We start from the raw sequence: 14,741 nt of genomic DNA, 5'->3' as shown, positions 1-14,741 counted from the left end.
ACTGCCGACCATGAACTATCAGTTGAACTTTGCCGCCGTCTGGCGTGATTTCGACACCTTGCTGGCGGGGCTCGGCCTGGGCCTGCAGTTGGCGTTGCTGTCGATCGCCATCGGCTGCGTGATCGGCCTGTTGATGGCGTTTGCCATGCTCTCCCGGCACCGTGCGTTGCGTATTTTTGCCTCGGTGTACGTGACGGTGGTGCGCAACACCCCGATCCTGGTGTTGATCCTGTTGATCTACTTCGCCTTGCCCTCCCTGGGTATTCGCCTGGACAAGATCCCCTCGTTCATCATCACCCTGTCGCTGTATGCCGGTGCCTACCTCACCGAAGTGTTCCGCGCAGGCCTGGTGAATATTCCCAAGGGCTTGCGTGAAGCCGGCCTGGCCATCGGCCTGGGCGAGTGGCGGATCCGCGCTTACATCACCGTGCCGGTGATGCTGCGCAACGTGCTGCCGGCGCTGTCGAACAACTTTATCTCGCTGTTCAAGGACACCTCCCTGGCCGCTGCGATCGCGGTGCCGGAGCTGACCTATTACGCCCGCAAGATCAACGTCGAAAGCTACCGGGTGATTGAAACCTGGCTGGTCACGACCGCGCTCTACGTGGCTGCCTGTTACCTGATTGCCATGCTGCTCCGTTACCTGGAACAGCGTTTGGCTATCCGTCGCTGAGGAAGGGTCCCCATGTACGAATCCCCCAGTTGGCTGCATGAATTGTGGATCGCCCGCGAGACCCTTTGGGCTGGCTTCCAGGCCAGTGTGGCGGTCTCGGCGCTGGCGATTATCTTTGGCACCCTGATCGGCATCGTCGCCGGGTTGATCCTGACCTACGGCAAATTCTGGATGCGCGCGCCGTTCCGTCTGTACGTCGATTTGATCCGTGGCACGCCGGTGTTTGTGCTGGTGTTGGCGTGTTTCTACATGCTGCCGGCCCTGGGCTGGCAAATCAGTGCGTTCCAGGCCGGTGCGGTCGGGCTGACCTTGTTCTGTGGCTCCCATGTATCGGAAATCGTGCGCGGCGCGCTGCAAGCCATTCCCCGTGGGCAACTGGAAGCGGGTAAGGCCATTGGCCTGACGTTTTATCAGTCCCTGGGCTACGTGCTGTTGCCCCAGGCACTGCGGCAGATCTTGCCGACCTGGGTCAATTCCTCCACGGAAATCGTCAAGGCTTCCACGTTACTGTCGGTGATCGGCGTGGCGGAATTGCTGCTCAGTACCCAGCAGGTGATCGCGCGCACCTTCATGACCCTGGAGTTCTACCTGTTCGCCGGGTTTCTGTTCTTTGTCATCAACTACGCCATCGAATTATTCGGGCGCTACATTGAAAAGCGGGTGGCCTTGCCATGAACCAAGCTCAAACCAACCCAGCGCTGCTGGACATTCGCGGCCTGCGTAAACAATACGGCCAGGTGGAAGTGCTCAAGGGTGTCGACCTGTCCATGCAGCGCGGCAATGTGGTGACGTTGATCGGCTCCAGCGGTTCGGGCAAGACCACTTTGCTGCGCTGCGTGAATCTGCTGGAGGAGTTCCAGGGCGGGCAGATCACCCTGGACGGCGAGTCCATCGGCTACAGCGATGTCGGCGGCAAGCGCGTACGCCACCCGGAGCGGGTGATCGCCCAGCACCGCGCAATGACCGGCATGGCGTTCCAGCAATTCAACCTGTTCCCGCACCTGACCGCGCTGCACAACGTTACCCTCGGCTTGCTCAAGGTCAAGAAAATGGGCAAGGATGAAGCGGTAGCCCTGGCAGAAAAATGGTTGGACCGTGTCGGCCTGCTGGAGCGCCGCAATCACTTTCCCGGCCAACTGTCCGGCGGCCAGCAACAGCGCGTGGCCATTGCCCGCGCCATTGCCATGAACCCCAGCCTGATGTTGTTCGACGAAGTCACCTCGGCCCTCGACCCCGAGTTGGTGGGCGAAGTGCTCAGCGTGATCAAGGGGCTGGCGGAGGAGGGCATGACCATGTTGCTGGTCACTCACGAGATGCGCTTTGCCTATGAAGTCTCGGACCAGATCGTCTTCATGAATCAGGGCCGCATTGAAGAGCAGGGCAGCGCGAAGGACATCTTCGAACGGCCGCAGTCGCCGCGCCTGGCGGAATTTCTCAAGAACATTCGTTTTTAACAAGGAGCAACTTTTATGAGCATTACTCGTTACGGCACCGGCAGCACCGCAGGTGGCGGCCAGCCACGTCCGTTCGCCCGCGCCGTGGAAGCCGATGGCTGGCTGTACGTGTCGGGCCAGGTGCCTGCGGTGGATGGTGAAATCATCAATGGTGGCATCATCGAGCAAACCCGCCAGACGATGCGCAACGTGGTGGCGATCCTCGAAGAAGCCGGCTACGAGCTCAAGGACGTGGTGCGGGTGGGCGTATGGCTGGAAGACCCACGGGACTTCTGGAGTTTCAACAAGGTGTTCGGCGAATACTTCACCCCGGAACACGCCCCGGCGCGCGCCTGTGTGCAGGCCAACATGATGGTCGATTGCAAGGTCGAGATCGATTGCGTGGCCTACAAGAAAAAGGCCTAACTGATCATTCCCACGCTCTGCGTGGGAATACTGTCCGCTCTGGTGACGCAGAGCGTCACCGCATGCATTCCCACGCAGAGCGTGGGAACGATCATCTGGAACGGGACCGAGTACTGCCATGACCGAAGACACCATCAAACGCCGCGCCAAAGGCCTGGACCGTGCGTTCGATATCCTCGATTTTCTCAAGGAAATCGGCCAGCCCCTGCGCCCGAATGATATTGCCAGCGGCATTGGCAGCCCCAAATCCACGGTCTACGAACTGGTGGCGTCGTTGCTGGAGCGGCGCATCCTGGAGACCGTGGGCAAGGACGGCCACGTGTACCTGGGCCGCCAGCTGTATTTCCTCGGCCAGGCACACTTGCGCCACTTCGACCTGACCCGCGAGGCCGACCACGCCTTGCAGGAGATTGTCAGCCAGACCCACGAAACCGCGCAGATGTGCCTGCTCAACGGGCGCAAATACACGGTGGCGCTGATGCGCGAGGGCCAGCGGCATTTCCGTATTTCTTCGGACATCGGTGAAAACGCGCCCATTCCGTGGACTGCCTCGGGACGCTTGTTGCTGGGGCATTTGAGCGATCAGCAGATCGTCGACCTGATCGACCCCGACGATTTCATCCTGCCGGATGGCCTGCGCTTGCCGCTGGACACTTTCCTGGCGCAGATCCGCCAGGCCAGCCTGGAGGGGTTCTTCTCCTTCGACAGTGTGGCCGACACCTTCACCCACTGCTTTGCCGCCCCGGTGCGCGATGCCCAGGGCATCAGCATCGCGACCCTGTGCATCGTCGCCCCCCGGGCCGATGCCAGCAAAAACTACCACGACTATCGCCGGGTACTGATCGACAGCGCCAACAGCCTGGCCCGGCGAATCAACGAATAGGAGTTTTCCATGTCTGCCCTCAATGCCGTTGAAAAAGGTGCCGCCGCCGTCGGTGCCCATGTGGTTCGCGATGTCAGCCTGCCGGCCCTGGTGCTGCACCGTGACGCCCTGGAACATAACATCCGCTGGATGCAGGACTTTGTCCGCAGCAGCGGCGCCGAGCTGGCGCCCCACGGCAAGACCAGCATGATGCCCGCGTTGTTCCAGCGCCAGATCGCGGCCGGGGCCTGGGGCATCACCCTGGCTACCGCCGTGCAGACCCGCGCCGCCTACGCCAGCGGCTTGCGTCGTGTGCTGATGGCCAACCAGTTGGTGGGCGCGCCGAACATGGCCTTGATCGCCGACCTGCTGGCCGATAAGGATTTTGACTTCCATTGCATGGTCGATCACCCGGACAACGTCGCCGACCTGGGCCTGTTCTTCGCCGCCCGTGGCCAGCGCCTCAACGTGATGATCGAGTACGGCGTGGTCGGTGGCCGGTGCGGCTGCCGCAGCGAGCAAGAGGTGCGTGAGCTGGCCAAGGCGATCCAGGCCCAGCCGGCGTTAGCCCTCACCGGTATCGAGGGTTACGAAGGCGTGATCCACGGCGAGCACGCCATCAGTGGCATTCGCGCCTTCGCCGCCAGCCTGGTGAGCCTGGCGGTCGAGCTGCAAGACAGCGGCCTGTTCGACCTGCCCAAGCCGATCATCACCGCATCGGGCTCGGCCTGGTACGACCTGATCGCCGAGTCGTTCGAAACGCAGAACGCCGCCGGCCGCTTCCTCAGCGTGTTACGCCCTGGCAGTTACGTGGCCCACGACCATGGCATCTACAAAGAAGCGCAGTGCTGCGTACTCGAACGCCGCAGCGACCTCAACGAGGGCCTGCGCCCGGCAATGGAAGTCTGGGCACACGTGCAGTCGCTGCCGGAGCCGGGTTTTGCGGTGATCGCCCTGGGCAAGCGCGACGTGGCCTACGACGCCGGTTTGCCGGTGCCGCTCAAGCGCTACAAGGCCGGGATCGTGCCGGCGCAAGGTGATGATGTGAGCGGGTGCAAGGTCACGGCGGTGATGGACCAGCATGCGTTCATGACCGTGGCGCCGGGGGTGCAATTGCGCATTGGCGACATTATTTCGTTTGGTACGTCCCACCCTTGCCTGACCTTTGACAAGTGGCAGGTGGGCTGCCTGGTGGATGAGCAGTTGCAGGTGGTTGAGTCTCTGCGTACCTGCTTCTAGACCGCGTCGCGGCTATCGCAGGCAAGCCAGCTCCCACAATGACCGCGTTTTAACTGAAGGAATGCAGTCGAATGTGGGAGTCGGGCTTGCCCGCGATGGGGCCCTCCAGCACACCTGAGAACTTTGCCATGAACACCCACCCCCGCATCGCCCTCATCGGCGAATGCATGATCGAACTGCAACACCGCGCCGATGGCAGCCTGCACCAGGGCTTCGGCGGTGACACCCTGAACACCGCGGTGTACCTGCGCCGTGAGTTGGGCGAAATCGGCAGCGTTGACTACGTCACCGCCCTGGGCGATGACAGCTTCAGCGATGCCATGTGTGAGCATTGGCACGCCGAAGGCCTTGGCCTGGGGATGGTCCAGCGCATGCCTGGGCGCCTGCCGGGCTTGTACTGCATCCAGACTGACGCCCAGGGCGAACGTAAATTCCTCTACTGGCGCAACGAAGCGGCCGTGCGCGACTGTTTCACCACGCCGGCCGCCGAGCCGGTCCTGGCGGCCTTGCCGAGCTATGACGTGGTGTATTTGAGCGGTATTACCCTGGCGGTGCTGGGAGATATCGGACGTGAGCGCTTACTGCAGGCACTGATCGACGCCCGCCAGCGCGGCGCCAAGGTGGTGTTCGATAACAATTACCGGCCGCGGCTGTGGGCCGATGTGCAAACGGCCCGTGAGGCGTATCGCAGGGTGTTGGCCGAGGTGGACATTGCCTTGCTCACCGAGGATGACGAACGCGCGTTGTTTGGCTATGAGGCTAGCGAGCAGGTGTTTACGGCGTACCCGTCGATTGCAGAAGTGGTGCTCAAGCGCGGAGCAGATGCCTGTCTGATTCGTTGCGCGGGCGAGCGCTTTGCGGTGCCGGCATTGAAGGTGGAGAAGGTGGTGGACACCACGGCGGCGGGGGATTCGTTCAGCGCGGCGTATTTGGCCTGCCGGCTCAAGGGTGGCTCGCCGCAAGAAGCCGCTATGGCGGGGCATCGGTTGGCGAGCCGGGTGATTCAGGTGCCGGGGGCTCTAATCCCCCGTCACTGATCGTTCCCACGCTCTGCGTGGGAAGGCAGCCCGGGACGCTCCGCGTCCCAGAAGTGGACGCAGAGCGTCCAGTGAGGCATTCCCACGCAGAGCGTGGGAACGATCGGAGGCAGCCCCATCAATCCCGGTAAAAAACCTGCACCAGGTGATAGCCAAACTTGCTCTTGATCGGCCCGTGCACCACCTTCACCGGTTTCTTGAAGATCACCGCATCAATGGCCCCCACCATCTGCCCGGGCCGCACTTCGCCCAGGTCACCGCCGCGCTTGCCCGAGGGGCAGGTGGAGTACTTCTTGGCCAGCACATCAAAGGCTTCGCCCTTGGCAATGCGCTGCTTGAGTTGTTCGGCTTCTTCGCTGGTTTTCACCAGGATATGACGGGCTTGGGCTTTCATGGGGCTCTACCAGCTGTGCGACGGCGCGCGATTATGCCTGAACTCAGGCCTCGACGCCGATCATGCTACGGATTTTGTTGGCCAACAGGTCAATGGAAAAAGGCTTGGCGACCATGTCCATGCCGTCTTCCAGGAACCCCTGGCGCTCGGCGGCTTTCTCGGCATAACCGGTCATGAACAGCACGCGCAGGCCGGGGCGATGCTGGCGGGCGATTTCCGCCAGTTGCCGGCCGTTCATGCCGGGCAGGCCGACGTCGGTCACCAACAGGTCCACACGCAAATCCGACTCCAGCAACGGCAGCGCCGCACGCGCATCCGCCGCCTGGTGCGCGGTGTAGCCCAGTTCATCGAGTACATTGACCACCAGCATGCGCACCGCCGGGTCGTCCTCGACCACTACCACCGCTTCACCGGCCAGGGCCACGGGGGCTTCGGTCAGGCTGGTGGGCAGGCTGCTTTCCAGCGCCGTGCCATACAAACGCGGCAGGTACAGGCGCACGCAGGTGCCCTGGCCGGGTTCGCTCTGGATGGTGACGTGGCCGCCGGACTGCTGGGCAAAGCCGTAGATCATCGACAACCCAAGGCCCGTGCCTTGGCCGATGGGCTTGGTGGTGAAGAACGGGTCGAACGCCTTGGCTAGGATTTTCGGCGCCATGCCGCTGCCGTTGTCGCTCACGCCGAGCATCACATAGTCGCCGGCCTTGACCGGTTCCAGGGTGGTGATGTCGGTGCCGTCCAGGTAGCTGTTGGCGGTTTCGATCAGCAACTCACCGCCGTCGGGCATGGCGTCGCGGGCGTTGATCACCAGGTTGAGCAGGGCGTTTTCTAATTGGCTGGCGTCGGTGTTCACCGGCCAGATGTCCTTGCCCAGTTGGACCTTGAGCTCGATATGCGCGCCCTTGGTGCGTCGGAACAGGTCTTCCAGGGACGCCACCAGTTGGTTGGGGTCGGTGGGGCGACGGTCCAGCGACTGGCGCCGCGAGAACGCCAGCAGCCGATGGGTGAGGGCGGCCGCACGGTGGGCGGAGGACACGGCAGCATCGGCAAAACGGCCAATATCGTCGCTGCGCCCGGCGGCAATATAGCGCTGCATCAGGTCGAGGCTGCCGATGATGCCGGTGAGCATATTGTTGAAGTCATGGGCGATACCGCCGGTGAGTTGACCGACCGCTTCCATCTTCTGCGCATGGCGCAGGGCATCTTCGGCACGTTCGCGCTCGAACATTTCGTTTTGCAGGCGCTGGTTGGCTTCGGCCAGCGCCTGGGTGCGCTGGGCCACGCGTTCTTCAAGGTTCTCGTTGAGGTGGCGCAGGGCTTCTTCGGTGAGCTTGCGTTCGGTCTCGTCGATCACAAAGATGTAGAAACCATTCACCGAGCCGTCACTGCTAAAGCGCGGCAGGTACTTCATCAACGCATGGCGCGGGCGGCCATCGCGATGAGGCGTCACTGTCATGAAGCTGCACGCCTTGCCCTTGAGCGCGGCGGCGATCTTGTCTGCGCGCCCGGCATACACCTCGTCGCCGAGCACTTCGCGGATGGTCTTGCCGTACAGTTCCTGGGGCGTCTTGCCGTACCACTCCAGGTAAGCGCTGTTGTTGAGGCGAAAGCGCTGGTCGTGGTCAACGTAGCCGATCAACACCGGCATGGCGTTGATGATCAGTTGCAGCTCGGTCTGGCTCTGGCGCAAGGCCTGCTCGGTGTTTTTGCGCTCGGTGAGGTCCAGTGCGGCGCCGAGGAACCGCGCCGGCCGGCCGTGATGATCCTTGTAGCAGCGGCCACGGGCGAATACCCAGCGCACCTGGCCATCGGCTTGCTGCAGGCGGTATTCCTCGGCGTATTCGGTGCCGTGGGTGATGCAATGCTTGATGCTGCGCGTCACCGTGCCCCGGTCTTCGGGGTGCACGCCGTGCAGGTAAGCGCTGATAGGCAGCAGGCTTGAATCGTCGGGGTCGACGCCATGCAGGTAGGCGAAATGGGCGTCGGCAATGAAGCGGTCTTCACCGATATCCCAATCCCAGGTGCCCACCGCGTCGGTGGCTGCCAATGCGAGTTGCAGGCGTTGCTCGGTGTTGTGCTGGGCCTTGAGGCTTGCTTCGGAACGCTGTTGCAGTTCGAGGGTTTTGCTGCGCCGTTCATTGGTTTCAATGGCCGTGACCAAGATGCCGGCCACCTGGCAGCTTTCATCGCGCACCGGGCTGTAGGTCAGGTCCAGCCAGATTTCGGTATCGCAGCCCTGGCGGTGCAGCACAAAGCGTTGCTCGCTGAAGGTGCGCACCTGGCCGCCGAGCACGGCGTCGTAGACCGGCGCGGCGAAGCTTTCGAGCTCCGGCCAGGTGTGGTGCGCCGGCTGGCCCAGGGCGCCGGGGTGCTTGCTGCCTATCAGTTGGGCAAAGCCATCGTTATAGAGTTGCGTGAGCTGCGGGCCCCACAGCAGCACCATCGGCATGGGCGAATGCACGACGATATCGACGGCAGTGCGCAGGCTTTGCGGCCACTCACTGGCCTCACCGAGCGGGCTTTGTGCCCAGTCCAGCCGCTTGATCAACGCAGCGGCTTCGCTACCGGTGGATGTTCCATTCATAAAAAGCCCTGAGCATGACGCTTTGAAAAATGACAACACCCATTGTCCCAAGGAAAGACAACGGGTGACTACCCCCGAAAAATAGCACGCCTTGAGGGTTTTTCTTCAAAACGCTGCATCAGCGCTGAAACCTTTCATCTAATCGGCCAGCTCAGCCCTGTCGCGAAATTGCTCCAGCGCCTGGGGGTTGGCCAGGGCATCGGTGTTTTTAACCGGTTCGCCATGCACCACATTGCGCACCGCCAATTCGACGATTTTGCCGCTGATGGTGCGGGGGATATCCGTGACAGCGAGGATCTTCGTCGGCACGTGGCGCGGTGTGGTGTTGGCGCGAATCACCTGGCGGATCTGCTGCTGCAGCGCCTCATCCAGTTCGATCCCGTTCTCCAGGCGTACAAACAGCACCACGCGCACGTCGTCCTGCCAACGTTGACCGATGGCGAGGCTCTCCAGCACCTGCGGGATTTTTTCCACCTGGCGATAAATCTCGGCGGTGCCAATACGCACGCCGCCGGGGTTGAGCACCGCGTCGGAACGCCCATGAATCAACAGGCTGCCGTTGGCGCGTTGCTCGGCATAGTCGCCCTGGGCCCACACGCCGGGGAACTGGCTGAAATACGAAGCGCGCAGTTTTTGCTGCTGCGGGTCGTTCCACAACCCGATGGGCATGGCCGGGAAGTGCCGGGTGCACACCAGTTCGCCTTTCTCTCCTATCAGGGGTCGACCCTGGTCGTCCCACACTTCGATGGCCATGGCCAGGCTCTTGCATTGCATCTCACCGCGCCGCACCGGCAGCACAGGGTTGCCGATCACAAAGCAGGAGACGATATCGGTTCCGCCGGACATCGACGACAGGCACAGCTCAGCCTTGATCTCGCGGTACACGTAGTCGTAACTCTGGGGCGACAGTGGCGAGCCAGTGGAAATCAGGCCTTTGAGGCTGCCCAAATCGTGGCTCAGGCGCGGCTGCAACCCGGATTTTTCCAGGGTGGCGAGGAATTTGGGGCTGGTGCCGAACACGCTGATTTTTTCCGCATCGATCAGGTCGAGCAAGCGTTCGGGGCCGGGGTGGAACGGCGAGCCGTCGTACAGTACCGCGGTGGCGCCGATCGCCAGCACCGACACCAGCCAGTTCCACATCATCCAGCCGCAGGTGGTGTAGTAGAACAGGCAGTCCTCGCGGTTCAGGTCGGCATGCAGGCCGTGTTCCTTCAGGTGCGTCAGCAATACGCCGCCCGTGCCATGGATGATGCACTTGGGGATGCCGGTGGTGCCGCTGGAATAGAGGATATACAGCGGGTGATCGAACGGCACCGCGACAAATTCGGGTTCGCCGCAGGCTTTGTAGAAGTCGTCCCACAGCGCGACGTGGGCGTGGGTGGTGTAGTCCCCAGCCTTAGCCTCGGGCTTGGCGTAAGGCACGATGATCAGCTGTTGCAGGGAGGGCAGGCGTTCAAGGATTTCATTGAGCTTGGCGCTCTGGTCGATGCGCTTGCCGGCATAGCGGTAGCCTGCGCAGGTGATCAGCACCTTGGGCTCGATCTGGCCGAAGCGGTCGATGACGCCCTGGGTGCCGAAGTCTGGCGAGGAGCACGACCAGATCGCGCCGAGGCTGGTGGTGGCGAGCATGCCAACCAGGGTTTGCCAGGTGTTGGGCATGCAGGCGGCCACTCGGTCACCTATGCCGACCCCGGCCGCCCGCAGGCTTTTTTGCAGGCCGGCCACGTGTTCCGCCAGTTGCGCATAGCTCAACTGTTCACGTTGGCCGTCTTCGCTGATGGCTACCACAGCAGGGTGATCATCGCGGCGGCGCAACAGGTGTTCGGCAAAGTTCAGGGTGGCGCCGGGAAACCATTGGGCGCTCGGCATCTCGATGTCTTCGATCAGGGTGACGCTGGACGGGCTGCGAAACTGCACGTCGAAGAACGCGACAATCGCCTGCCAGAAGTCCGGGCGCTGGTCGATGCTCCATTGGTGCAGGGCGGGGTAGTCGTGGAGCTGCACGCCGTGGCGTTGGTTGATGAAGCGGCGGAACTGGTCCATGCGCGTGTTGGCGATGCGTTCCGGGGAGGGTTGCCAGAGGATGTCGGACATAAGCTGCCTCTTCTCGTTCCCACGCTCCGCGTGGGAATGCCTGACTGGACGCTCTGCGTCCGCTTTTGGGGCGCGGAGCGCCCCGGTCTGCGTTCCCACGCAGAGCGTGGGAACGATCATCACGGGTTTACTGGGCCAGCCAGCCACCATCTATGTTCCAGGCCGCGCCGCGCACCTGAGCGCCGGCTTCGCTGCACAAAAACAACACCAGCTCGCCCAACTGCGACGGCGTCACAAACTCCAGCGACGGCTGTTTCTCCGCCAGTAGATCCTGCTGTGCCTGCTGTGGGTCGACCCCACTGGCCACCCGATCATCAATCTGCTTTTGCACCAGCGGCGTCAGCACCCAGCCCGGGCAGATGGCGTTGCAGGTCACATTGCTGGTGGCGGTTTCCAGGCCCACCACCTTGGTGAGGCCGATCACCCCATGCTTGGCCGCCACATACGCCGCCTTGCCCACTGAGCCGACTTGCCCGTGCACCGAGGCGATATTGACGATGCGCCCCCATCCCTTGGCCTTCATGCCCGGCAAGCTCAGCCGAGTGCTGTGAAACACCGAGGACAGGTTGATGGCGATGATCGAGTCCCAGCGTTCCACCGGAAAGTCTTCCACCGCCGCCACATGCTGGATGCCAGCATTGTTGACCAGGATGTCCACGCCACCGAACTCGCGCTCGGCGTAGGCGAGCATGTCGGCGATCTGCGCGGGGTCGCTGACGTCGGCCGGGTGATGCCCGACCTTGCCGCCAAACGCCTGCACCTGGGCGATCACCGCGCTGGCGTCGCCAAAGCCGTTGAGAATCAGGTTGGCCCCAGCCTTGGCCAGGCTCAGGGCAATGCCTAAGCCGATGCCGCTGGTGGAACCGGTGACCAGGGCGGTCTTGCCATTCAAAGTCGTCATGAAAACCTCACACAATGCCGGTGGCGTAGAAAGTGCCGATCACCACGAACACCGCGAGGGTCTTGATGATCGTGATACCAAAAATGTCCTTGTAGGCTTCGCGGTGGGTCAGCCCGGTGACCGCCAGCAGGGTGATCACCGCGCCGTTGTGGGGCAGGGTGTCCATGCCGCCGCTGGCCATGGCCGCGACCCGGTGCAGCACCTCAAGGGGAATATTGGCCGCGTGGGCGGCTGCAATAAAGCTCTCGGACATCGCGGCGAGGGCGATGCTCATGCCGCCGGAAGCAGAGCCGGTGATACCGGCCAGCAAGGTCACGGTGATCGCTTCGTTGACCAGCGGGTTGGGGATGCCCTTGAGCCAGTCCGCCAGTACCAGAAAGCCCGGCAGCGAGGCGATCACGGCGCCAAACCCATATTCCGAGGCGGTGTTCATCGCCGCCAGCAATGCACCGCTTACCGCGCTTTTACTGCCTTCGGCCAGCTTGCTCTTGATCGCCGAAAAGCCGAACACCAGCACCACGATAATCCCCACCAGCAACGCCGCCTGCACCGCCCAGATCGCAGTGAGCTTGGCGATTTCGGTGGTCACCGGCGCGCTCATGCCCGGCAGGCTGAGGCTGTGGGTCTTGCCGTACCACTGCGGGATCCAGTGGGTGAACAACAGGTTCATCACCCCCACCAGGATCAGCGGCGACAGCGCGAGCCACGGGTTGGGCAGGCTCAAGTTGTCGGCGGTTTCCGGCTCATTGCGCAACTCGGTGCCATAGCCTTCACCGGCCCGCTGGGCCTTGTTGCGCTGGCGTGCGAGGTAGAGCATGCCGGCGCAGAACACGAAGATCGTGCCGATCAGCCCCAGCCACGGCGCTGCCCAGGCGGTGGTGTTGAAGAAGGTACTGGGGATGATGTTCTGGATCTGCGGCGTGCCGGGCAGGGCGTCCATGGTGAACGAGAACGCACCGAGGGCGATGGTTGCCGGGATCAGGCGCTTGGGGATATTGCTCTGGCGGAACATCTCGGCGGCAAACGGGTACACCGCAAACACCACCACGAACAGCGACACGCCGCCATAGGTGAGCAGGGCGCAGACCAGCACAATCACCAGCATCGCCTGGCGCGTGCCGAGCAAGCGGATCGCAGCGGCGACGATTGAGCGCGAAAACCCCGACAGCTCAATGAGCTTGCCGAACACCGCACCGAGCAGGAAGACCGGGAAATACAGTTTGATAAAACCAACCATCTTTTCCATGAACACCCCGGTAAAGGCAGGGGCGACGGCGGAGGGGTCGGTGAGCAGGACGGCGCCAAGGGCGGCGATGGGGGCGAACAGGATAACGCTATAGCCACGGTAGGCGGCCAGCATCAGCAGCGCGAGCGCGGCCAGGGCAATGATCACACTCATGGTGTGTCTCCATCGGATTGTTATTGTTGTGGGTGAGGCTTTGGGAGGGAGCTATAGCGAGATGTGTGCCATATTTATAACTTGTTGATATGTATGGATTTATTATGGATTTAAAGTGATTTTCGAGACGGCAGTCTCAATCTGGAGACGAGTGGAGATCCTTGTGGGAGCTGGCTTGCCTGCGATAGCGGTGGTTCAGCTGGCTTGTAGGGCACTGTTAGAACGCTATCGCAGGCAAGCCAGCTCCCACATAAGAGTGTCTTGATATTGGGAATGGTGTCTCTAATTTGAGACTAAGTGAGTCCAAGCGCCAGCATTTTTTTATACAACGTCGACCGCCCAAGCCCCAACCGCTTGGCTGCCTCCACCACATTCCCGTCGCAGGCCTTGAGCGCCCCCGCAATCACCTGCCGATCAAACCGCTCCCGCGCCGCCGCAAAGGTTTCACCCTCGACCGCCGCCACCGCGCCCCGTTGCACCGGGCTGAACGTGCCAATCGCTGCGCGCAGGTCGTTGGCATTGAGCATCAGGTCATCGCTCAACAGCGCCGCCCGCTCCAGCACATTGCGCAGCTCGCGGATATTGCCCGGCCAGGCATGTTGGGCCAACAGCGCCAGAGCATCGCGGTCCAGTTCGTGCTGGCTGCGCAACTCCTCAAGGATCGCCTCGCTCAACGCTGGAATATCTTCCAGGCGTTCACGCAACGGCGGCACTTGGATAGGCAGTACGTTGAGGCGGTAGTACAGATCGGCGCGAAACTCGCCACGCTTGATCGCCGCTTCCAGGTCCATGGACGTGGCGGCAATCACCCGCACGTCGCTGTGCAGCATCTCGTTGGAACCCACCGGTTCGAATTCCTTTTCCTGCAACACCCGCAGCAATTTGCTTTGCAGGGGCAGCGGCATATCGCCGATTTCATCAAGAAACAACGTGCCGCCCTGGGCGATCTGGAACTTGCCGGGGCGACCCTTGCGGTCGGCACCGGTAAACGCACCGGGTGCGGTGCCGAAGAATTCCGCTTCAAGCAGATCATGGGGAATCGCTGCGCTGTTGATGCTCACAAAGGCTTTGTGCGCCCGGGGCGATGCGCCGTGGATAGCCTGGGCGAGCAGCTCTTTGCCGGTGCCGGTTTCCCCGAGCAGCAACACCGGCGACTCGGCACTCGCACTGCGCCGCGCCCGGCGCTTGACCTCAAGGCTGGCGGCGCTGGTGCCGATAAAGTGCGCGAAGTTGTACTTGCTCTGCCGCGAACGCAGCAGCGAACGGGTGGAAGCCAGCTCCTGCTGCATGCTCAGGTAGCGCTCGATCAGTGGCGACAGATTGCGCAGTTCATCGAACAGCGCAAAGCCAATCGCGCCGATTACCGCCCCGGCCTCGTCGTGGATCGGCAGGCGCATCACCACCAGCGGGCCCTTGGGGGTGTCCTGGATGTCCAGCAGGATCGGCCGGTCATTGCGCACCACCTGGCGCAGCAGGCTGTTGGAAATCACCTGCTCGCACGGCTGGCCGATGGCTTGGTCGGCGCTCTTGAGGCCAAAACGCTTGGCGTAACGCTCGTTCATCCACACGATATTCGCATCGCGGTCGACGATGACCGTGCCTTCGCTTGACTGCTCGATGATCTCAAACAGCGACTGGATGGCCAGGCCGCGAACCTGTTGGTAATCCTTGAGGCTGGTACTCATGGAAACAAAATCCTGTT

General features: G+C 62.3%; 13 protein-coding genes. 7 read left to right on the top strand and 6 right to left on the bottom strand.

Annotated features, from left to right (window positions below; genetic code table 11):
- Window positions 1–10 precede the first annotated feature (10 nt).
- The 7 genes from V8689_RS15935 to V8689_RS15905 all read left to right on the top strand — a co-directional run bounded on the left by V8689_RS15935 (window position 11) and on the right by V8689_RS15905 (window position 5,670).
- Window positions 11–673: an amino acid ABC transporter permease gene (locus tag V8689_RS15935; RefSeq protein ID WP_003191828.1), complete on the top strand. Its 663-nt coding sequence runs from the start codon at window positions 11–13 to the stop codon at window positions 671–673.
- 12 nt (window positions 674–685) lie between these two features.
- Entirely contained in the window at window positions 686–1,348 is a 663-nt protein-coding gene (locus tag V8689_RS15930) for an amino acid ABC transporter permease (protein ID WP_003191826.1), read from the top strand.
- Window positions 1,345–2,127, top strand: a complete 783-nt coding sequence (locus V8689_RS15925) for an amino acid ABC transporter ATP-binding protein (RefSeq protein WP_056788123.1) — start codon at window positions 1,345–1,347, stop codon at window positions 2,125–2,127. Before V8689_RS15930 ends, V8689_RS15925 begins: the two co-directional genes overlap by 4 nt.
- A 15-nt stretch (window positions 2,128–2,142) precedes the next feature.
- Window positions 2,143–2,532 carry a RidA family protein gene (locus V8689_RS15920; protein WP_003191822.1) on the top strand — a complete coding sequence of 130 codons (390 nt, stop codon included), beginning with the start codon at window positions 2,143–2,145 and terminating at the stop codon, window positions 2,530–2,532.
- A gap of 118 nt (window positions 2,533–2,650) precedes the next feature.
- Window positions 2,651–3,415 (top strand): IclR family transcriptional regulator, encoded by a 765-nt coding sequence (locus V8689_RS15915; RefSeq protein WP_032896883.1) that lies wholly within the window; start codon window positions 2,651–2,653, stop codon window positions 3,413–3,415.
- A gap of 9 nt (window positions 3,416–3,424) precedes the next feature.
- Window positions 3,425–4,633, top strand: a complete 1,209-nt coding sequence (locus V8689_RS15910; protein ID WP_056788126.1) for an amino acid deaminase — start codon at window positions 3,425–3,427, stop codon at window positions 4,631–4,633.
- A gap of 128 nt (window positions 4,634–4,761) precedes the next feature.
- Window positions 4,762–5,670: a sugar kinase gene (locus V8689_RS15905; protein WP_056788206.1), complete on the top strand. Its 909-nt coding sequence runs from the start codon at window positions 4,762–4,764 to the stop codon at window positions 5,668–5,670.
- Window positions 5,671–5,788: 118 nt separating this feature from the next.
- On the opposite strand, the gene V8689_RS15900 is transcribed toward V8689_RS15905, so the two are convergent.
- The 6 genes from V8689_RS15900 to V8689_RS15875 form a co-directional block, all read right to left on the bottom strand.
- Window positions 5,789–6,064 carry a peptidylprolyl isomerase gene (locus V8689_RS15900; RefSeq protein ID WP_003174397.1) on the bottom strand — a complete coding sequence of 92 codons (276 nt, stop codon included), beginning with the start codon at window positions 6,062–6,064 and terminating at the stop codon, window positions 5,789–5,791.
- 43 nt (window positions 6,065–6,107) lie between these two features.
- Window positions 6,108–8,645 carry a PAS domain-containing hybrid sensor histidine kinase/response regulator gene (locus V8689_RS15895; protein ID WP_056788130.1) on the bottom strand — a complete coding sequence of 846 codons (2,538 nt, stop codon included), beginning with the start codon at window positions 8,643–8,645 and terminating at the stop codon, window positions 6,108–6,110.
- A 138-nt stretch (window positions 8,646–8,783) separates the two neighbouring features.
- Window positions 8,784–10,739 (bottom strand): acetoacetate--CoA ligase, encoded by a 1,956-nt coding sequence (locus V8689_RS15890; RefSeq protein WP_056788131.1) that lies wholly within the window; start codon window positions 10,737–10,739, stop codon window positions 8,784–8,786.
- Window positions 10,740–10,866: 127 nt separating this feature from the next.
- The gene (locus V8689_RS15885; protein ID WP_056788134.1) at window positions 10,867–11,640 is read right to left on the bottom strand and encodes a 3-hydroxybutyrate dehydrogenase; all 774 of its coding nucleotides are present in this window, start codon (window positions 11,638–11,640) and stop codon (window positions 10,867–10,869) included.
- A gap of 7 nt (window positions 11,641–11,647) precedes the next feature.
- Entirely contained in the window at window positions 11,648–13,039 is a 1,392-nt protein-coding gene (locus tag V8689_RS15880) for a GntP family permease (RefSeq protein WP_003191810.1), read from the bottom strand.
- 293 nt (window positions 13,040–13,332) lie between these two features.
- On the bottom strand, window positions 13,333–14,724 hold the full coding sequence (locus V8689_RS15875) for a sigma-54 interaction domain-containing protein (RefSeq protein ID WP_056788137.1): 1,392 nt from the start codon (window positions 14,722–14,724) through the stop codon (window positions 13,333–13,335).
- Window positions 14,725–14,741: the final 17 nt, after the last annotated feature.

The organism is Pseudomonas sp. AK181, from assembly GCF_051122975.1.
GTDB classification, from domain to species: Bacteria; Pseudomonadota; Gammaproteobacteria; order Pseudomonadales; family Pseudomonadaceae; genus Aquipseudomonas; species Aquipseudomonas lactis.
This window is presented reverse-complemented; position numbering and strand designations above follow the sequence as displayed.

Excerpts from the sequence above, each read along its gene's own strand:
- V8689_RS15920 (WP_003191822.1), top strand. The coding sequence starts at position 2,143 with ATGAGCATTACTCGTTACGGCACCGGCAGCACCGCAGGTGGCGGCCAG.
- V8689_RS15905 (WP_056788206.1), top strand. The coding sequence starts at position 4,762 with ATGAACACCCACCCCCGCATCGCCCTCATCGGCGAATGCATGATCGAA.
- V8689_RS15895 (WP_056788130.1), bottom strand. The coding sequence starts at position 8,645 with ATGAATGGAACATCCACCGGTAGCGAAGCCGCTGCGTTGATCAAGCGG.
- V8689_RS15915 (WP_032896883.1), top strand. The coding sequence starts at position 2,651 with ATGACCGAAGACACCATCAAACGCCGCGCCAAAGGCCTGGACCGTGCG.
- V8689_RS15900 (WP_003174397.1), bottom strand. The coding sequence starts at position 6,064 with ATGAAAGCCCAAGCCCGTCATATCCTGGTGAAAACCAGCGAAGAAGCC.
- V8689_RS15880 (WP_003191810.1), bottom strand. The coding sequence starts at position 13,039 with ATGAGTGTGATCATTGCCCTGGCCGCGCTCGCGCTGCTGATGCTGGCC.
- V8689_RS15890 (WP_056788131.1), bottom strand. The coding sequence starts at position 10,739 with ATGTCCGACATCCTCTGGCAACCCTCCCCGGAACGCATCGCCAACACG.
- V8689_RS15885 (WP_056788134.1), bottom strand. The coding sequence starts at position 11,640 with ATGACGACTTTGAATGGCAAGACCGCCCTGGTCACCGGTTCCACCAGC.
- V8689_RS15930 (WP_003191826.1), top strand. The coding sequence starts at position 686 with ATGTACGAATCCCCCAGTTGGCTGCATGAATTGTGGATCGCCCGCGAG.
- V8689_RS15910 (WP_056788126.1), top strand. The coding sequence starts at position 3,425 with ATGTCTGCCCTCAATGCCGTTGAAAAAGGTGCCGCCGCCGTCGGTGCC.
- V8689_RS15935 (WP_003191828.1), top strand. The coding sequence starts at position 11 with ATGAACTATCAGTTGAACTTTGCCGCCGTCTGGCGTGATTTCGACACC.
- V8689_RS15925 (WP_056788123.1), top strand. The coding sequence starts at position 1,345 with ATGAACCAAGCTCAAACCAACCCAGCGCTGCTGGACATTCGCGGCCTG.
- V8689_RS15875 (WP_056788137.1), bottom strand. The coding sequence starts at position 14,724 with ATGAGTACCAGCCTCAAGGATTACCAACAGGTTCGCGGCCTGGCCATC.